Consider the following 19,290-nt stretch of genomic DNA (forward strand, 5'->3'; position numbering starts at 1 on the left):
CTCCGGTCACGGCTGACGGAGCGCCCGCCGCGTTCAGGTAGGCCGCCGCTGCGGGCGTTCGGGTCGTGGATGACCCGAACGCCCGCAGCGTTCATGTACAGGGCTGCCGCGCCACGTAGGGTGGTGACGTGCCGCACCCCGTGATGCCGAACACCGTGCCGACGCCGAAGGTCGCCGCGACCTCCCGCGCGATCCTGGCCGGGGCGCCGTTCCGGCGCCTGCTCGGGGTGAGACTGACCAGCCAGATCGCCGACGGCTGGTTCCAGGCCGGGCTGGCCGGGTCGCTGCTGTTCAACCCGGACCGGCAGTCGAGCCCGGTCGCCATCGCAGCCGGCTTCGCCATCCTGCTGCTGCCGTACTCGCTGCTCGGCCCATACGTCGGCGTGCTGCTGGACCGCTGGGACCGCCGCGCCTCGCTGTCGAACGCCAACCTGGCCCGTGCCGCGATGGTGCTGCCCGCGGCGGCGCTGCTGTGGTCCGGGGCGCAGGGCCTGGCGTTCGCGGTCTGCGCGCTCATCGTGATCGCGATCAACCGGTTCTTCCTGGCCGGCCTGTCGGCCTCGCTGCCGCACGTGGTCGAGGAGCGCAAACTCGTCCCGGCGAACGCGCTCGCCTCCACGCTCGGCACGATCTGCTACTCGGTGGGCCTGTTCACCGCGGCGTCCGTGGTCGCGCTGCACGTGGTCGGCACCGACCGGCACGGGTACGGCGTCATCGCGGCCACCGCCGCGCTCGGCTACCTGGTCTCCGGGCTGCTGGCCCGGCGCTTCTTCCGCCGTGACGAGCTGGGCCCGCTGGCCCACGAGCGGGCCACCACGAAGCTCGGCGAGGCCGTGGTCCAGGTGTTCCGCGGCATGATCAGCGGTGCCCGGCACCTGGGGGAGCGGGGCAAGGCACTGCGCATCATGATGCTGCAGTCGGCCTACCGCTTCCTCTACGGCGTGCTCACCCTGGCCGTGCTGCTGCTCTACAGCCGCTACTTCGGGCACGCCGCCGACCGGGCCGAGCAGGTGTCCGGCGCGGCGACCTCGATGGGACAGCTGGGGCTGGTGGTGCTCTCCGGTGCGGCCGGCGCGGCGCTGGCCGCCGTGATCACACCGCTCGCGGTCCGCTGGTGGGACGCCCGGCGCTGGCTGAGCGGCGTGGTCGCCGCGGTCGGCGTGGTGGTGCTCGTCTTCGGGCTGCCGTTCGTCGCGCCGCTGCTGCTGGTCGCGGTGTTCCTGGTGAACGTCGCCTCGCAGAGCATGAAAATCATCGTGGACGCGACCATTCAGCGCGAGTGCCTGGACGAGTACCGCGGCCGCATCTTCAGCGTCAACGACACCGCGTTCAACCTGTGCTTCGTGACCGGCCTGTTCATCGCGGCGCTGACCCTGCCCCCGAACGGCAAGTCCGCCCTCGGCCTGGTCATCACCGCGACGGCTTTCGTGCTCCTGGCGGCCTGGTACTGGTTCGCCACGGCCCGCGCCACGACCTCCACGCCCGCGGCGACCGTGCCCGGGGTCGGGCCGACGGACACGGCCGGCCCGGTCCACAAGTCCTAGCGCCGAAAGCCCGGCACCCGACCCACCCGCCGCGCCCCACGCCCGCGCCCCCCGCGCCCATGATCGCTCGACTTGCCGGGCAGGTGGGCGAAAGCGCATTCAAGTACGCACAGGTGCCCGGCAAGTCGGATGACCTTGCGCCCCGCGACCCGCCGCGCGACCGCGCCGCGCCGCGTCGGGCATGGCGCGGTCGCCGGGGTCGGTCAGGGAATGAGGCCCTCGGTGCGGGCCCAGCGCTGGAGTTCGGCCTCGGCCTCGTCGCGGTCGAGCGGACCGCGTTCCAGGCGCAGCTCCTTGAGGTGCTTCCAGGCACGGCCGACGATCGGGCCGGCCGGGATGCCGAGCAGCTCCATGATCGCGTTGCCGTCGAGGTCCGGACGCACCCGCGCCAGGTCCTCCTCCTGCCGGATGCGGTCGATCCGCACTTCCAGCGCGTCGTAGTCCGCGGCGAGCAGGGCCGCCTTGCGCTTGTTGCGGGTGGTGCAGTCGGAACGGGTGAGCTTGTGCAGCCGGCTGAGCTGGTCCCCGGCGTCGGTGACGTAGCGGCGCACCGCCGAGTCGGTCCACTCGCCCCGGCCGTACCCGTAGAAGCGAAGGTGCAGCCCCACCAGCGCGACCACCGGCGAGATCACGTCCTTGGGGTACTTGAGCAGCTTCAGCCGCGACTTGGCCATCCGCGCGCCGACCATCTCGTGGTGGTGGAAGCTGACGCCGCCGTCGCCGCCGACCGCCTTGGTGGCCGGCTTGCCGATGTCGTGCAGCAGCGCGGCCAGGCGCAGCACCAGGTCGGGGCCGCCGTCGGCGGTGTCGAAGCCGACCGCGTTGCCGACCACCTTGAGGGTGTGCTCGTACACGTCCTTGTGCTGGGCGTGCTCGTCGATCTCCAGCTTGAGGCCCGCCAACTCGGGCAGGAACTGATCGGCCAGGCCGGTGTCGACCAGCAGCCGCAGCCCGGTGATCGGGTCCGCGCCCAGCATCAGCTTGGAGAACTCGTCCCGGATCCGCTCGGCGGTGATCCGGCGCAGGTCCTCGGCCATGTGCTCCATGGCGGTGACCACGGCCGGGTCGAGCGTGAAGCGCAGCTGGGCGGCGAAGCGGGCCGCGCGCAGCATGCGCAGCGGGTCGTCGCCGAACGACTGGGCCGGGGTGCCGGGCGTACGGATCACGCGCGCGGCCAGGTCGGCCAGGCCGCCGAACGGGTCGGCGAACTCGTGGCCGGGCAGGCTGACCGCCATCGCGTTGACCGTGAAGTCGCGGCGGACCAGGTCGTCGTGCAGGTTGTCGCCGTACTGCACCTGCGGGTTGCGGCTCACCCCGTCGTAGGACTCGGCCCGGTAGGTGGTGATCTCCAAGCGGAGCCCGCTGCGCTGCAACCCGATGGTGCCGAACTCGCGCCCGGTCTCCCAGATCGCCTCGGCCCAGCCCTTGACGATCTTGAGGGTGTCCTCGGGGCGGGCGTCGGTGCAGAAATCGAGATCGTCACCGAGGCGGCCGAGCAGCGCGTCGCGGACGGATCCGCCGACGAGGTGCAGCTCGAAGCCCGCCTTGGCGAACCGGCGGCCCAGTTCGTCGGCCACGGGTGAGACGCGCAACAGCTCGGTGACGGCGTTGCGCTGGACGGCGGTGAGTTCAGGTGAGGGCGACATCGATCATCCAGCGTACTGGGGAGGCTGGTCACCGCCGTTCGCAGGTATGGTGCATCCCATGACAGCCCCCGATCGTCTCCCCCCGGTCGACGAGGACCCCGCCATGGCGATCCCGCACGTGGTGGGCACAGCCCTGCCCGCCGAGGAGATCGAGGCCGCGGCCGAGCCCACCTTCGAGGACGAGCACAAGGGGGCGGCCGGCAACTCGGCCATGATGGCGATCGGGTCGCTGGTGAGCCGAGGGACCGGCTTCCTGCGTACCGCGGTGATGGTGGCCGCGCTCGGCACCCTGGTGCTGGGCGACGCCTACACCACGGCCCAGATCTTCCCGGGCATGATCTACGAGCTGCTGCTCGGCGGCATCCTGTCCAGCGTGCTGGTGCCGATGCTGGTCCGCGCCCGCAAGGGCGACGCCGACCGGGGTCAGGCGTTCACCCAGCGCCTGCTCACGCTCACCGTGATCGTCCTCGGCGCCACCACCGTGCTGGCGGTGATCTGCGCCCCGCTGCTGGCCATGGCGTACGCGGGCGGCTCGCCGGAGAGCTACCAGGACCTGATCACGTCGCTGTCGTACCTGATGCTGCCGACGATCTTCTTCTACGGCCTGACCGGCCTGTGCAGCGCGGTGCTGAACACCCGGGGGCAGTTCGCCGCCCCCATGTGGACCCCGATCCTGAACAACCTCGTCGTGATCACTACTGGCGTGCTCTTCCTGGTCTTCTACGGCGGCGCCCCGGTGGAGTCGGCGGAGCAGGTGACCCGGGGCGAGATCCTGCTGCTCGGCGGCGGCGTGCTCACCGGCATCGTGGTCCAGGCGCTCGGCCTGCTGCCGGCGCTGCGCCGGGTCGGCTTCCGGTGGCAGTGGCGCTTCGACTTCCGCGAGCTGGGGCTGCGCCGGCTGGCTCACGTCGGCGGCTGGATGTTCTGCTACGTGATCGTCAACCAGCTGGCGCTGCTGGTGCTGATCAACCTGCTCAACCGGGTGGGCGACGACGGCCCCGGACCGATCATCTACAACAACGTCTTCCTGCTGATGATGATGGCGCACGGCATCATCGCGGTCTCCATCATCACCGCGCTGCTGCCCCGGATGAGCGCCGCGGCGGCCGAGGGCCGGGCCCACGACATCGCGGCGGACCTCAGCAAGGGCATCCGCATGGTGACCGTGGTGCTGGCGCCGATCGCGGTCACCTACGTCGTGCTCGCGCTGCCGATCTCCATCGCGCTGTTCGAGCGCGGCAAGGTGCTGCGGGAGGCCTCGATCGAGACCGCGCCGATCCTGGCCGTGGCCGGGCTCGCCCTGCTGCCGTTCGCGATCAGCCAGCTGTTCAACTTCAGCTACTACTCGCTGCAGGACACCCGGACCCCCGCCCTGCTCAACCTGCCCGTGATCACCATGCGGCTGTCCGTGCAGCTCGGCTGGTGGGTCGCCTTCGCCGCGGCCACCACCGCGGTCGGCATGATGGTCGGCAACGCCGTCTCGTACGCCTTCGCCGCGGTGCTCTCGGCCACCCTGCTCAAGCGCCGGATCGGGCTGATCGGCCTGCGCCAGGTCTCGATCACCATGGGCAAGGTGCTCGTCGCGGCGCTGATCGCCGCGGCGGCCGGCTACGGCACGGTCAAGCTGCTGTTCATGGGCGCCACCCAGAGCACGGTCACGCCCTTCACCAGCTGGGTGACCGTGATCGCCGGCGGCATCGTGATCTGCGGCGTGTACGGCGCGACCGCACTCGGCCTCAAGATCGGCGAGGTCCAGGACGTCGTCGGCATGATCCGCCGCAAGGTCGGCCGCTAGCCACCGCCCGCTCCGGCTCCTACGAGGCTGCAGTTTCCCGGAAACTGCAGCCTCGCCTGCTGTCATGACCGCACTTTCCCTGAAAGTGCAGCCTGGACGGCGGTTGGCGTGGGCGGCGAAAGGGAGCGGAATCAGCGGCGGCGGGTGCCGAAGATCGAGCGGATGATGGCGGTGCCGGCCGCGGCGGCGGCCGTGGTGAGCAGTCGTTTGGTGGTCTTGGAGCCGAGGATCTGCTCGGCGAGGTTCGGCTCGGCCCGCGCCGGCGGGGGAGCGGGGGCCTGCGCCGGGACGGGAGCGGCCGGGGCGGGCGGCGGCGCGAGCCGGGCGGCCAGCATCTCGTACGCCGACTCCCGGTCCACCGGCTGGCTGTATTTCGCGCCCAGCGCCGACCCGGCGACCAGTGCCGCCATCACCGCGGGCTCGACGGCCGCCATCAGCGACTGCGGCGCCCGCAGCCGGGTCCACGCGACCGGGGTCGGGGCGCCCTTCTCGTTGAGCACCGTCACGATCGCCTCGCCCGTGCCGAGCTGGGTGAGCACCTCCTCCAGGTCGTAGCCCGACTTCGGGAAGGTGGAGACGGTCGCCTTCAGCGCCTTCGCGTCGTCGGGGGTGTACGCCCGCAGCGCGTGCTGGACCCGGCTGCCCAGCTGGGCGAGCACGTCGGCGTGCACGTCCTTGGGGGTCTGCGTGACGAAGAAGACCCCGACGCCCTTGGACCGGATCAGCCGCACCGTCTGCGTGATCGATTCCAGGAAGGCCTTGGAGGCGTCCCTGAACAGCAGGTGCGCCTCGTCGAAGAAGAACACGAGCTTCGGTTTGTCCGGGTCGCCGACCTCGGGCAGCTCCTGGTAGAGGTCGGCGAGCAGCCACATCAGGAACGAGGAGAACAGTGCGGGCTGGGCGACCACCCCGGGCAGCTCCAGGAGGGTGACCATGCCCCGCCCGTCCGGGGCGTTGCGGAGCAGGTCGGTGGTGGCGAACTCGGGTTCGCCGAAGAACGCGTCGGCCCCGGCGTCGCTGAACGAGATCAGCTCGCGCAGCAGCACCCCGGCGGTCTGCTTGGACAGCCCGCCCAGGCCTTTGAGCTCGGCCGAGCCCTCGTCCGAGACGAGGTACTGGATCACCGCGCGCAGGTCCTTGACGTCGACGAGCGGCAGGCCCTTCGCGTCGGCGAAGTGGAAGACGAGGTTGAGCGAGGACGTCTGCACCTCGGTCAGGTCCATGACCTTGGCCAGCAGCAGGGGCCCGAAGTCGGTGATGGTGGCCCGCACCGGCACACCGACGCCCTTGCCGCCGAGGGTGAGGAACTCGCAGGGGTAGGCGGTCGGGGTCCAGGGCTGGCCGAGTTCGGCCATCCGCTCGGTGATCCGTTCGCCGGGCACCGCCGGGGCGGCCATACCGCTGACGTCGCCCTTGATGTCGGCGAGGAAGACCGGCACCCCTGCCGCGGACAGCTGCTCGGCCATCACCTGCAGAGTCTTGGTCTTACCGGTGCCTGTGGCGCCCGCCACCAGGCCGTGCCGGTTGAGCATGGCCAGCGGGACCCGGATCGGGCAGCCGGGGTCGGCCTTGCCGCCGTCGCCGACGAGTGCGCCCAGGTCGAGCGCCGGGCCCTCGAAGGTGTAACCCGCCCCTGTCGCCGCCGCGTCCACCATGAGATACGTCCCCTTGCCACTATTTGCCCGATATGGAGGAAGCGTAACTATTTTGGGTCACGCGCACGGAGTATCCGTACCGCCGACTGATATACGTTCGAGTCCCGGAACCGGCCCCTTGCCGGTGCGCCGATTCGTCGGATAGCTGTAAGGTCGCACTCGGCAACCGAGCGGAGCGCCTAGGCTCTCTAGATAGCGGACAACAATGCGACGGCTTCGACACGCGCTGAATGGCTGATCGACGCCGAACCGGGCTGATAGAGAGCGACTGCTTGATGAGGGAGGACGGGGTGACCCAGGTCGGCGAGGGTCCACGCGCGGCCGGGTCCGCTGCCGGAGCTCTGGGCGGGCTGACGGTCGGCGAAGTGCTGGCCGAGCGCTACCGCCTCGAGGAGCACATCAACGACGACAGCGCGGGCCGTCAGGTATGGCGCGGCGTCGACATCGTGCTGCGCCGTCCGGTCGCCCTGGTGCTGCGTACCCCCGGTGGAGCCTCCGCCGAGGAGATGCTCTCCGCCGCGGTGACCGCCAGCCGCGTCGTGCACGGCAACCTGATCGGCGTCTACGACGCGATCGACGAGGGCGAGCGGGCCTACGTGATCCGCGAGTGGATCGACGGCACCGCCCTGCGCGACCTGGTCGCCGAGGAAGGCCCGTTCGACGCCGAACGCACCACTTCCGTGCTGCACGCGGTCGCCGACGCGGTGTCCGCCCTGCACGCCAGCGGGATGGCGCACGGCAACGTGCACCCCGGCACGGTCCTGGTCGCCGCCGACGGGCGGGTCGTGCTGGCCGACGCCCGGGTCGACTCCACCACCAGCAACGAGGCCGACGTACGCAGCCTCGGCTCGCTGGCCTACTTCATGCTCACCGGCCACTGGCCGCGCGCCGAGGCGGGCCGCGTCACAGCCCTGCCCGACGGCCGCCGCGACAGCACCGGCAGCCTGGTCGCGCCCCGCAACGTGCGCGCCGGCGTCCCGACGTACCTCGACGACCTGGTCATGGACCTGCTCGACCCGAAGCTGGCACTGCCCACCGCGCAGGTGCTGACCGGCGAGCTGGCCCGACTGGACACCGGCGAGCGGCTGCTCTTCGGCGGCAACGGCACGCTGCGCTTCGTCGACGAGACCGCTCCGCCCGAGCCCGCCCCGCGCGCGGCCACCCCGCGCCTGCTCGTCGCCGGCGGCGTCGCGCTCGCTCTGGTCGTCTCCGGCCTGGTGCTCGCGGTCCGGGCCCTCAACGCCGACGCGACAGACCCGCCCTCGTCCCAGCCCACGGGAAACCCCGCGGTGGAGGTCAGCGCCACCGCCGCTCCGCAGTCGCGCGCGCTCAACCTGACCGCGAACCAGGTGCGCATCATCGCTCCGGTGGGCGACCGGGACAACTCGAGCCAGGCGCCGAACATGGTCGACGGCAACACCAAGACGCAGTGGCGCACCAGCGGCTACACCAAGTCGAACTTCGGTAATACCGACAAAAAGGGCATCGGCATCCTGATCACGCTGGACAAGCCGCAGGTGGTGTCCAGCGTGAAGCTCCAGCTCTCCGCGCCCGGCGCTGCTGCCGAGCTGAAGGGCGGCTCCGCCGACGCACCTTCCACGAAGGCCGGCGACAAGACCATCTTCGAGACCTTCAAGGCCGTCGAGGGCGCCCAGCCGATCGGCGAGGACTCCGGCACCACCATGGTGTTCTCCACCGACGCGTCGACGCCGTACCAGTACCTGCTGGTCTGGATCACCGAGCTGCCGATGGACCCCACCGAGTCACGCTACCCCTACCGCGTCGGCGTGCAGGAGATCGTGGTAGAGGTGCAGTGACCGGGCAGGACCCCCGTACGGACGAGGAGCTGCTGGCCGCGCATGCGGCCGGTGATCCCGACGCCTTCGGGGTGCTGTTCCGCCGCCACCGGGACCGGCTCTGGGCGGTCGCGCTGCGCACCACCAACGACCGCGAGGACGCCGCCGACGCGCTCCAGGAGGCGATGCTGTCGGCGCACCGCGCCGCGGCCCGGTTCCGGGGTGAGGCGGCGGTCACCACCTGGCTGCACCGGATCGTGGTGAACGCCTGCGTCGACCGGCTGCGCCGCCGCCAGGCCCACCTCACCGTGCCGCTGCCCGGCCAGGCCGGCGCGGACGACGACGACCGGTACGCCCCCGCCCGCAACGAGCCCGCCGCCCCCAGCACCGACCACGACACCGCCATGGTGGTGCGGTCCGCGTTGGCGGAGCTGCCATACGACCAGCGCGCCGCGCTCGTGCTCGTGGACCTGCAGGGCTACTCGGTGGCCGAGGTCGCACAGCTGATGGGAGTAGCCGAAGGCACCATCAAGAGCCGCTGCTCACGGGGCCGCGCCCGACTCGCTGTGATGTTGGGGCACCTGCGCAACCTCAGCGACTCTCCTGACGTCGGAGGGACACGTACGCAGGACGCCACACCGGGAGGGGGGCTCTGATGAGCACAGTTGATCTCGATCTGCTGGCCGACTACGTCGGCGGTGCGCTGGACGGCACCCCGGAGCACGACCGCATCGCCCGGCTCGTGGCCGACGACCCGGCCTGGAGCTCGGCGGCCGGCGAACTACGCTCGGCGCTCCTGCTGGTGGAAACCGACCTGGCCGCGCTGGCCGCGGTCGACGAGCCGATGCCAGACGACGTCGCCGTGCGCTTCGACACCCTGTTCGCGTCCCCGGAGTTCACCGCCGTCCCGGCGACCGCGCCCCGGCCCGCGGTGGGGGAACGCACGCTGACCCGGGACGGCCGGGGCAACCAGTCGGCCCGGCGCGGCTGGCGACGCTGGGCAACCCCGGTCGCCGTGGCAGCCGGGGTGATCGCGCTCGCCGGCATCGTGCTGCCCCTCGGCCCGCTCGGCCCGCTCCAGGATGGGGCGGGGGAGGGCGCCGCCAACCTCGCTGACGCGCCCGCGGTGGCCCCTGCCGACGGCGGTGTGGCGGTCACCACCAGTGGAAACAACTACGACCGGGCCGAACTGAGCAGCAAGCGGACCATGGCGAGCAAGGCCGGCCCGAGTTCCCCCGAGGGCACCGGGCAGAACCAGACCATGCTCGACCCCGGCGACCTGAGCCGGCTGAGCTATTCCTCGGAGGCGCTGACGAGCTGCCTCGACGCGATCCGCACGGCCCTGCCGGGCACGATCACCGAGGCCGACTTCGCCCGCTTCGAGGGCAGTCCCGCGCTGATCGTGACGGTCGACACGCAGGGCGGCGGCTGGTGGTTCGTCGCAGGTCCGCAGTGTGGTGTGAACGGCGCTGACGAGCTGTTCCGAAGCCCGCGCGACTAGACACAGTGAGCTGACCCACCGCTGGGGCCGTAATGGAATGTCCGCTCCGTACGATGGCGTTTCAGCCAGCGACAAGTACGGCGCGAACAGTTCGTGTCGACCCAAGGGAGCGCGTCTCGTGGAGAACGTCCGAAACCTGATCATTGTCGGCTCGGGTCCGGCCGGTTACACCGCCGCCGTCTACGCTGCTCGGGCCAACTTGAAGCCCCTGCTCATCGAGGGCGTCGAGTCAGGCGGAGCGCTGATGACCACCACCGAGGTGGAGAACTTCCCCGGTTTCCCGGACGGGGTCATGGGTCCCGAGCTGATGGACCAGATGCGCAAGCAGGCCGAGCGCTTCGGCACCGAGTTCATCACCGACAACGCCACCCGCGTCGAGCTCTCCGGCGACGTCAAGAGCGTCTGGGTCGGCGACCGGGAGTACCGTGCCCGCGCCGTCGTGCTCACCACCGGCTCGGCCTGGCGCCCGCTGGGCGTGCCGGGCGAGCAGGAACTGCTCGGCCACGGCGTGTCCTCGTGCGCCACCTGTGACGGCTTCTTCTTCAAGGGCCAGCGCATCGTGGTCGCCGGCGGCGGCGACTCGGCCATGGAGGAGGCGACCTTCCTCACCCGCTTCGCCGAGCACGTCACGATCATCCACCGCCGCGACGAGTTCCGCGCCAGCAAGATCATGGCGGAGCGCGCGCTGGCCAACGAGAAGATCTCCGTCGAGTGGAACACCGTGATCGACGAGATTCTCGGCACCGACGGCAAGGTCTCCGGCGTCCGCGTGCACAACGTGATCACCGGTGAGTCCCGCGAGCTGGCGGCGACCGGCGTGTTCGTCGCCATCGGCCACGACCCGCGCAGCGAGATGTTCCGCGGCCAGGTCGAGCTGGACGACGAGGGCTACGTGAAGGTCGACGCGCCGAGCACGCGTACCAACATCCCGGGTGTCTTCGCCGCGGGCGACCTGGTCGACCACACCTACCGCCAGGCCATCACCGCATCCGGCACCGGCTGCACCGCGGCGCTCGACGCCGAGCGCTTCTTGGCGCACTAGTGCGCCGCGCCGGCACGGGCCTCGCCGCCCGGAGCCCGGCGCAGTCCGGCGGCGGCGCGAGCCGCGGGCCGGGCAACAGACTGGAAGTTTCTGAGATAGGAGAGACCCGAATGGGATCCGCGAAGGCGGTCACCGACGCGACGTTCGTCAGTGACGTACTGCAGTCCGACAAGCCGGTGCTGGTGGACTTCTGGGCCGAGTGGTGCGGGCCGTGCCGCAAGGTCGCGCCCGTGCTCGAGGAGATCGCCACCGAGATGGGCGACCAGGTCACCGTGGTCAAGCTGGACATCGACGCCAACCCGGAGACCGCGCGGGCCTACCGCGTCATGTCCGTGCCGACGCTGACCCTGTTCAAGGGCGGCCGGCCGGTGCAGTCGTTCGCGGGCGCCAAGCCCAAGGGCGACATCGTCCGGCTCATCGAGACGGCACTGTAGATCTGCACTTCCGGTGGGGCTCTGAGCTGTGCTCGGGGCCCCACGGGTTTGTTCGGCCCCGCGCGGTGGAACATGATCCTGGTCCGGCGGACCGGGCAGCGGCGGCGCGTCGGAACGACTACAGGTTCGAGATCCCTACCGGCCCGTGCGGCGCGATAGGCTCCGGTGGCATTTGTGAGGTTTACCAGGAGGTCCGCTGTGCGAGCCATCAAGCGCGGTGAGCGCGGCCCGGCCGTCACCGAGATCCGGTCGATCCTGGTCGCGCTGGGGCTGTTGGAAGTCCCCGCCGACCCGGCCGAGGCGGACCACTTCAACCCTGCCACGGAACGGGCGATCCGCGCCTTCCAGCAGGACCGTGGGCTCTCCGTGGACGGCGAGGTGGGCGCGGAGACCTGGCGCGCCCTGGACGCGGCCCGGTGGACCCTGGGCGCCCGGACGCTCTACTTCAGCGTCTCCGACACCCTGCGCGGCGACGACGTGCGCCAGTTGCAGGAGCGGCTGCTGGAGATGGGGTACGACGTCGGCCGCACCGACGGCGTCTACGGACCCCGCACCGCGCGGGGCCTGTCGGCCTTCCAGCGCGAGATGGGCCTCACCCCGGACGGCACCTGCGGCCCGCAGACCCTGCACATGCTGCGGCGGCTCGGACGCAAGGTGGTCGGCGGCTCCCCGCTCAAACTGCGCGAGGAGGTCACCTTCCGGCAGACCGGGCCGAGCCTGGTCGGGCGGCAGATCATCGTCGACCCGGGGCACGGCGGCTCCGACCCGGGCGTGGTGGTGCCGGACGGCCCGCTGCGCTGGACCGAGTCCGACCTGGCGTACGACCTCGCCACCCGGCTGGAGGGCCGGCTCGCCGCAGCCGGCATGCGGGTGCATCTGACCCGCGGCCCGCTGCCGATCGAGGCGCCCAGCGACCTGGACCGCGCCCAGCTGGCCAACGACCTCGCCGCCGACCTGCTGATCTCGCTGCATATCGACGGCCACCACAACCCGCAGGCCGACGGCGTGGCCACCTACCACTACGGCACCTCGAACGGCGTCACCTCGACGATGGGGGAGCGGCTGGCCGGCCTGGTCCAGCGCGAGATCGTGGCACGCACCGGCCTGCGCAACTGCCACACCCACGCCAAGACCTGGGAGCTGCTGCGCTACACCCGCATGCCCGCGGTACGCGTGGACGTCGGCTACCTGACCTCCCCGAAGGACCGCACCCAGCTGATCGACCCGATGTTCCGCGAGCGCGTGGTGGAGGCGATCGTCGCCGCCGTGCAGCGCATGTACTACCCGGTCGAGATCGACGTGAAGACCGGCACCATCGACGTCAGCGCGCTGCGCCTGGCCCTGCCGAGCTGATCCGCGTGACCACCACCCCCGACGCGGCCGACACCGAGCAGACCACCGAGCATCGCCGGTACGCCGACCGCATGCTCGCCGAACTCGGCGGCGCGCTGCTGCAGCGCGACCAGCGCCGCGTGCGCACCGTCACCCGGCAGCTGCAGGAGAGCACCCTCGACCACCGCGCCGTGGACGCGGCCGTGCTGCATGCGCTGGCCCAGGCCGTCCAGCACAGCTGGGACCGCCACTGGCAACCCGCCGAGCTGCACCACGTGCTGCGCCGGACCGCCACCAAGGCGGGCGCGCAGGCCTGGTACGCGCACCTGCTGACCGACGCGATCGCCGCCCGGATGCGCGCCCACCCCGCCGACACCGTGGACGAGCGGTGGCGCTCTCAACTGACGGCGCTGGAGGCCGCCGTGTGGTGGGCCGAGGACGGCGCGTTCCTGACCGCGTTCGCCGCCCGCCACCGGCTCACCCGCAAGACCGCGCTGGACGGCGCGGTGGAGCTGCTCCGCTGGCTGTACAGCGACCTGCCGCCGCTGGAGAAGGCGGGCCACGCACCCGGGGCGGCGACCCCGCCCCGCCGGGCCGGGGGAGAGGCCACGAGAGCTGCGGATCAGCGGATGCTCGATCGGATCCGGGCATTACTGGCGAAAGCGGAATCCACCGACTTCCCCGAGGAGGCGGAGGCATTCACCGCCAAGGCGCAGCAGCTCATGGCACGGCACAGCATCGACCACGCCCTGCTGGACGCCGCCACCGGCACCGGCGACGGCCCCGACACCCTGCGCATCGTCGTCGCGAACCCCTACGAGGGGCCGAAGGCGATGCTGCTGCAGGTCGTCGCGCAGGCCAACCGCTGCCGGGCGCTGAACTTCAAGGACCTCGGCCTCAGCACCGTCGTCGGGTTCGCACCCGACCTGGAGGCCGTCGAGCTGCTCTACACCTCGCTGCTGGTGCAGGCCGTGCATGCGATGACCGCTGCGCACACCCGCGCCGACCGGTACGGCCGCAACGACGTGCGCTCGTTCCGGCACGCGTTCCTCAGCGCGTACGCCCACCGTATCGGCGAACGGCTCACCGAGGCCCGCGAGCAGGTCGACGAGGAGCTGTCAGCCGGCACCGACCTGGTGCCCGTACTGGCCGCCCGCAGTGAGGCCGTGGACACCGCGTTCGAGGAACTGTTCCCGCACCGCGTCAGCCGGACCGCACGGATCGCCAACGCCGCAGGCTGGGCCTCCGGCCGTGCCGCCGCCGACCGAGCCGAACTCGCCGTCCGGACGCCGCTTCCGCAGTAGGTCAGGGGCGCCTTAGAGCTGCTCCGCCGAAGCAGCGACAGTCCGCGATGCCGCGCCGAGGTGCGGCATCGCCGGCACAGGTCAGTTCGTGGTGCTGCGCACCGCGGGACGCACACCTGGGCGCAGCAGCTCCGGGCTCATCGAGCCGAGCAGCTTCTCCAGCGCGTACTCCACGTCGGACTTCCACGACAGCGCGGTGCGCAACTCCATGCGCAGCCGGGGGAAGCGCGGATGCGGGCGCACGGTCTTGAAGCCGACCGCGGTGAAGAAGTCCGCCGGCGCGAGGCAGCTGAACTGCTTCGACTCCTCCTCGGAGTGGTCGCCGAACTTGGCGTCGCCGAACGCCTCGATGGCGCGGACGCCGCGCTTGGTCAGGTCACGGGCCACCGACTGGATCAGCACCCGGCCCAGCCCGCCGCCCGCGAACGCGGCGACCACATGCGCCGACATCAGCTGCACCGCGTCGGGGGAGACCGGTGAGGTGGGGAAGGCGTTGCCGCGCGGGACGTACATCGGCGGCGCGTACGTCACGAAGCCGGCGGGCATCCCGTCGACGTAGGCGATCTTGCCGCAGGAGCCCCACTCCAGCAGGGTCTGCGAGACCCAGGCCTCCTTCTCCAGACCCGGGTCACCGGCGGCGCAGGCACGCTCGGCGGAAACCGGATCAAGCTCCCAGAACACGCAGTTACGACACCCCTTGGGCAGGTCCTCCAGGGTGTCCAGCGTCAGGTTCACCACTCTGCGTGACATGAGCAGCTCCGTGCTTTTGTCGCGGCAGAGCCGCGCATGCCGAATTTCGGCCCGTCACCGAGCCAACCAATTGACTTTACGCCCGATTACGGCCTTCCTGCACCCTATCCCGTTGGATGGATTCGACCGAATGTCGGTTCAAGACCTACATGACCCAGCGTACGATTCGATGACCAACTGTTTGTCTGGCCGGGGAGGGACCGTGTCGGAGACGGGCACCACGCTCGACGACTACACCGATCGGTATGCGCAGCGCATCATCGGGATGACCGCCTCGGAGATTCGAGCTCTCTTCGCCGTGGCCAACCGCCCCGAGGTGGTGTCACTCGCCGGAGGTATGCCGTACATCGCCGCCCTGCCGCTCGACGCGGTCGGCGAGGTCATCGGCGAGCTCGTCGCCAAGCAGGGCGCCAGTGCCCTGCAGTACGGCCTCGGCCAGGGCATGCCCGAGCTGCGCGAGCAGATCTGCGCGCTGATGGCCGACGTCGGCATCGACGCCTCGGTGGGCGCCTCGCCCGACGACGTCGTCGTCACCGTCGGCGGCCAGCAGGCTCTGGACCTCATCGCCCGGCTCTTCCTCGACCCCGGCGACGTCGTGCTCGCCGAGGGTCCCACCTATGTCGGCGCGCTCGGTGTCTTCCAGGCTGCCCAGGCCGACGTCGTGCACGTGCCGATGGACCACGACGGCCTCATCCCGGCCGCGCTGGAGCTCGCGATCGAGGAGCAGCGCCGGCTCGGCCGCCGCGTCAAGTTCCTCTACACCATCCCGACCTACCAGAACCCGGCCGGCGTCACCCTGTCCGAAGAGCGCCGCGAGCAGGTCCTCGACATCTGCGAACGGGCCGGGCTGCTGGTCATCGAGGACGACCCGTACGGCCGCCTCGGCTTCGAGGGCGAGGCGCCACGCCCGCTGCGCGCCCGCCGCCGCGACGGGGTCTTCTACCTGAGCACCTTCTCCAAGACGTTCGCACCGGGCCTGCGGGTGGGCTGGATCCTCGCCCCCCACGCGGTACGCGACAAGCTCGTGATCGCCACCGAGGCGAACATCCTGTGCCCGAGCAACTTCGCCCAGTCCGTGGTGAGCACCTACCTGTCCACCATGCCCTGGCGCCAGCAGCTCAAGACGTACCAGCAGATCTACGCCGAGCGCCGCGACGCGCTGCTGACCGCGCTGTCCGACCTGATGCCCGAGGGCACCACCTGGACCCACCCCGCGGGCGGCCTGTTCGTGTGGGCGACCCTGCCCGCCGGCCTCAACTCCAAGGCCATGGTGCCCCGCGCCATCGCCGCGCGCGTCGCGTACGTGCCCGGCACCGGCTTCTACGCCGACGGCACCGGGCAGCAGCACCTGCGGCTGAACTTCTCGTTCCCGCCGCCGGAGCGCATCCGCGAGGGTGTACGCCGCCTTGCCGGCGTGGTCGAGCAGGAGCTGGCCACCCGCGCCGTGTTCGGCGACACCGGGCAGCTCGACGCCGTGACCGACCTGCCGCGGCCCGGCGCGCACGCGCCCGGACCCGACTTGGCATGATTCGAGGGTGACCGCACCGTCCACCTCGCCTGCCGTCCGAGCCGACCTCCGCTGCCTGGTGCTGGCGGGCGGCCTCTCCTATGAACGTGACGTCTCGCTGCGTTCGGGCCGCCGGGTGCTGGACGCCCTGCGCGCCGTCGGCGTCGAGGCGGAACTACTCGACGCCGACGTGGCACTGCTGCCCGCGCTGAAGTCCGACCCTCCGGACGCCGTCTTCATCGCCCTGCACGGCTCGACCGGCGAGGACGGCTCCCTGCGCGGCGTGCTCGACCTGTGCGGCGTGCCCTACGTCGGCCCCGACGCGCGCTCATCCCGGCTCGCCTGGGACAAGCCCTCCGCCAAGGCCGTCTTCGTCGAGTACGGCATCCCCACCCCCGAGTGGGTCGCCCTGCCGCACGACCGGTTCTCCGAACTCGGCGCCGTCGCCGTGCTGGAGCGCATCGTCGACCGGCTCGGCCTGCCGCTGATGGTCAAGCCCGCCCAGGGCGGGTCCGGCCTCGGTGCCGCGGTCGTCCGTGACGCCTCCGCGCTGCCGGCCGCGATGGTCGGGTGCTTCGCGTACGACCAGACCGCGCTGGTGGAGCGCTATGTCGAGGGAGTCGACGTAGCGGTCTCCATCCTCGACCTCGGTGAGGGACCGTTCGCACTGCCCCCCGTCGAGATCGTGCCCAGCAACGGGGTGTACGACTACGCAGCCCGGTACACGGCCGGCCTCACCACCTGGCACACACCCGCCCGGCTGTCGGCGGAGACGAGCGCCGAGGTGGTCAAGACGGCGCTGGCCGCGCACCAGGCGCTGGGTCTGCGCGACATGTCCCGCGTCGACCTGATCGTGGCCCCGTCGGGGGAGTGCACGGTCCTGGAGGTCAACGTCTCCCCGGGTATGACCGAGACATCCCTGCTGCCGATGGCGGTACAGGCCGGCGGACTCGACCTGGGCGACGTGATCGCCCGCCTGGTCATGCAAGCGGCCGAACGCCCCGCCGGCTGACCCGCTTGCAACACGGCGAAGCGCCCAGGTTCCGGTCCGGAACCTGGGCGCTTCGCTTTATGTCATCGAATTCTGGTGCTCGGTCTGCGCCTTGCGGCTGCACCGGCCTACCGCCGGTGCGACTCTCCGCGGCGTGCAGCCACTGAATCCGTCAGGAGTCGGTCAGCTTCGCCGGGGCCTGCCAGTCGATGCGCGGTGGCTGAGCCAGCGGCGTGCCGCCGAACTCCGCCAGCCACGCCGCGACGTGGGCGAGACTCTCGCGCCACTGGTCCTCGGCGATGGGCGGCAGGATGTCATCCCACAGCGGCAGGAACGTGCCGCGCAGTTGCAGCTGCCCCACCGGGCGAGCCATGAACCACACATGGAGGTGCGCGGCCCCGTCGCCCCACCGGTAGACGTGGACCCTTGCCACGGTGTCCAGCGAACGAATGGCCCGCTCCAGCCGCACCGTCATCACGCCGAGTTCGGCAGCGAGGAGGTTCGGCAGGTCACCCAGGTCGAGGTGAGATCGAGGCTCCAGCATCAGCACCATCGGCAGGCCCGTGGGCCGGTCCATGGTGCGAACGCGCCAGCGCTCGTTCACCCAGATATAGGCATCGTCGGGTGCGGTGCATGCCGTGCAGTCGGCCGAGTCCTCACCCTTGCGGGACGGCTCGGTCTCTACCGGCGGGTCAAGATGCTTGATCTTGAAGTCGCCCTCAAACGGGAACGAGGGCCACGCAGTGAAGCCGGGAAGGGGCATGGGGGTATCGGCCACCTGCAGAATCTAGCCCAGCCAGGCGGTCCTGTCTCCCCCCGGCTGTGGATTACCGAGGTCCGGTTTCACGTGAAACCACAGCCCACAGGGTGCCTGTGGATAACTTTGTGGATAGCTACGGACACACCTGTGGAATGTGGCATCGTGACCTCGGTTACCCAACCGTTGTACAGACCGGCGTCATGTCTGTTTACGTGCTGATCCCGTTGGCAGGACATGGAATCTCCCGGCCTGGCGCGCTGGTTTCACGTGAAACATAGCCTGTGGATAACTGGCGTCCGGCTGTGGAAAGAGGACGGTCCAGGGCTGTGGACAGCGGATACGTGACCTTCCTCGCACTTGCGCGGGTCGGTGGAGATCGTTGACCTTGGGCATGCGGGTTGTGGATAACCTCCCGGCCCTGTGTACGGCCGTCAGCCGGTGTCCAGCCGTCGCCAGGTCCCCCTCGTCAGACCGGCTCGACCTGTCAGATCCCAGCCGATCATCGGGCGAACCAGGTCGGGGTGGGCGGCTCGGCGGCGGAGGTCTCCACCACCTTCCAGGCCCATCGCCGGCTCCTGTCACGGCTAAGAACCGGTCTCCCCGGCGGAGGTCGCAGGAACACAGACTCGGCCTGCCACACCTGGGCTTAGACCGACGTCTCCAGCCGCTTTCTATCCCTGGCCTGCGGGCGGTCCTGCTCCAGGGCAACGGGGTCAACCGGACCGCGCGCCAGGGGCGCGGTGAACTCCGTGCTCTCCAGCGTTCGGTTTGCGCGGTGGCACCTGCCGCCTCGGCTTCCGCCTCGTCCCTGACCCGCTCCGTGCGCCTGCCACGCTTAATCACCCGACTTGCCCGGCGCATGGGCGTATTCGCGGTCAAGATAAGTCCATCTGCCAGGCAAGTCGGTAGACCTTGGGTGACGGTAGCCGCCCGACGGGAACCCGGGCTGCGGGCAGACGCAGCCGAGAGCCCACCGGAGGCCGATGGCAGTCTGCGCCTGGCCTCGGATCCAGCCCCCACACCCGAGTCAGGCGAGCCGCCGGCATGCCGCCGCCACTCTGGCGAAACCTCGACACCACAACGGAGCCGGGGAGCCGGGGAGCCGGGGAGCCGGGGAGCCGGGGAGCCGGGGAGCCGGGGAGCCGGGGAGCCGGGGAGCCGGGGAGCCGGGGAGCCGGGGAGCCGGGGAGCCGGGGAGCCGGGGAGCCGGGGAGCCGGGGAGCCGGGGAGCCG

14 protein-coding genes and 1 pseudogene are annotated in these 19,290 nt (G+C 71.0%); 11 read left to right on the forward strand and 4 right to left on the reverse strand.

What is annotated here, in order from left to right; translation table 11 throughout:
- Nucleotides 1-128: 128 nt before the first annotated feature.
- Entirely contained in the window at nucleotides 129-1,544 is a 1,416-nt protein-coding gene (locus F6W97_RS06645; RefSeq protein WP_155369232.1) for an MFS transporter, read from the forward strand.
- Between the two features lie 203 nt (nucleotides 1,545-1,747).
- On the opposite strand, the gene F6W97_RS06650 is transcribed toward F6W97_RS06645, so the two are convergent.
- A complete protein-coding gene (locus F6W97_RS06650; RefSeq protein WP_155369233.1) occupies nucleotides 1,748-3,190 on the reverse strand; it encodes a CCA tRNA nucleotidyltransferase in 1,443 nt (480 codons plus the stop codon).
- 58 nt (nucleotides 3,191-3,248) lie between these two features.
- Here F6W97_RS06650 and murJ point away from each other — a divergent pair, with 58 nt between their 5' ends.
- A complete protein-coding gene (gene murJ / locus F6W97_RS06655) occupies nucleotides 3,249-4,985 on the forward strand; it encodes a murein biosynthesis integral membrane protein MurJ (protein ID WP_155369234.1) in 1,737 nt (578 codons plus the stop codon).
- 131 nt (nucleotides 4,986-5,116) lie between these two features.
- Here murJ and F6W97_RS06660 read toward each other — a convergent pair whose 3' ends face one another.
- Complete coding sequence (locus F6W97_RS06660; RefSeq protein ID WP_155369235.1) at nucleotides 5,117-6,640, reverse strand: helicase HerA-like domain-containing protein; 1,524 nt, start codon at nucleotides 6,638-6,640, stop codon at nucleotides 5,117-5,119.
- Nucleotides 6,641-6,870: 230 nt separating this feature from the next.
- Here F6W97_RS06660 and F6W97_RS06665 point away from each other — a divergent pair, with 230 nt between their 5' ends.
- From F6W97_RS06665 to F6W97_RS06695, 7 genes are all read left to right on the forward strand, one after another.
- Complete coding sequence (locus tag F6W97_RS06665; RefSeq protein ID WP_407924548.1) at nucleotides 6,871-8,457, forward strand: protein kinase family protein; 1,587 nt, start codon at nucleotides 6,871-6,873, stop codon at nucleotides 8,455-8,457.
- Nucleotides 8,454-9,092 (forward strand): RNA polymerase sigma factor SigM, encoded by a 639-nt coding sequence (gene sigM / locus F6W97_RS06670; protein ID WP_155369237.1) that lies wholly within the window; start codon nucleotides 8,454-8,456, stop codon nucleotides 9,090-9,092. Before F6W97_RS06665 ends, sigM begins: the two co-directional genes overlap by 4 nt.
- Nucleotides 9,092-9,937 carry a hypothetical protein gene (locus F6W97_RS06675; RefSeq protein ID WP_155369238.1) on the forward strand — a complete coding sequence of 282 codons (846 nt, stop codon included), beginning with the start codon at nucleotides 9,092-9,094 and terminating at the stop codon, nucleotides 9,935-9,937. Before sigM ends, F6W97_RS06675 begins: the two co-directional genes overlap by 1 nt.
- A gap of 118 nt (nucleotides 9,938-10,055) precedes the next feature.
- Nucleotides 10,056-10,979 carry a thioredoxin-disulfide reductase gene (gene trxB / locus F6W97_RS06680; RefSeq protein ID WP_155369239.1) on the forward strand — a complete coding sequence of 308 codons (924 nt, stop codon included), beginning with the start codon at nucleotides 10,056-10,058 and terminating at the stop codon, nucleotides 10,977-10,979.
- 110 nt (nucleotides 10,980-11,089) lie between these two features.
- A complete protein-coding gene (trxA, locus tag F6W97_RS06685) occupies nucleotides 11,090-11,413 on the forward strand; it encodes a thioredoxin (protein ID WP_155369240.1) in 324 nt (107 codons plus the stop codon).
- A 198-nt stretch (nucleotides 11,414-11,611) separates the two neighbouring features.
- Complete coding sequence (locus tag F6W97_RS06690) at nucleotides 11,612-12,766, forward strand: N-acetylmuramoyl-L-alanine amidase (RefSeq protein WP_155369241.1); 1,155 nt, start codon at nucleotides 11,612-11,614, stop codon at nucleotides 12,764-12,766.
- Nucleotides 12,767-12,771: 5 nt separating this feature from the next.
- On the forward strand, nucleotides 12,772-14,049 hold the full coding sequence (locus F6W97_RS06695) for a DUF2786 domain-containing protein (protein ID WP_155369242.1): 1,278 nt from the start codon (nucleotides 12,772-12,774) through the stop codon (nucleotides 14,047-14,049).
- A gap of 81 nt (nucleotides 14,050-14,130) precedes the next feature.
- On the opposite strand, the gene F6W97_RS06700 is transcribed toward F6W97_RS06695, so the two are convergent.
- A complete protein-coding gene (locus tag F6W97_RS06700; RefSeq protein ID WP_155369243.1) occupies nucleotides 14,131-14,799 on the reverse strand; it encodes a GNAT family N-acetyltransferase in 669 nt (222 codons plus the stop codon).
- Between the two features lie 169 nt (nucleotides 14,800-14,968).
- On the opposite strand from F6W97_RS06700, the gene F6W97_RS06705 reads away from it, so the two are divergent.
- Both F6W97_RS06705 and F6W97_RS06710 read left to right on the forward strand, forming a co-directional pair.
- The gene (locus F6W97_RS06705; RefSeq protein WP_155369244.1) at nucleotides 14,969-16,327 is read left to right on the forward strand and encodes an aminotransferase-like domain-containing protein; all 1,359 of its coding nucleotides are present in this window, start codon (nucleotides 14,969-14,971) and stop codon (nucleotides 16,325-16,327) included.
- A gap of 7 nt (nucleotides 16,328-16,334) precedes the next feature.
- A complete protein-coding gene (locus F6W97_RS06710; protein WP_155369245.1) occupies nucleotides 16,335-17,318 on the forward strand; it encodes a D-alanine--D-alanine ligase family protein in 984 nt (327 codons plus the stop codon).
- 163 nt (nucleotides 17,319-17,481) lie between these two features.
- On the opposite strand, the pseudogene F6W97_RS06715 reads toward F6W97_RS06710, so the two are convergent.
- Nucleotides 17,482-18,075 (reverse strand): annotated as a pseudogene (locus tag F6W97_RS06715) (hypothetical protein); the annotation flags it as partial.
- Nucleotides 18,076-19,290: the final 1,215 nt, after the last annotated feature.

The sequence above is a fragment of the Catellatospora vulcania genome (assembly GCF_009720385.1).
Classification (GTDB): domain Bacteria; phylum Actinomycetota; class Actinomycetes; order Mycobacteriales; family Micromonosporaceae; genus Catellatospora; species Catellatospora vulcania.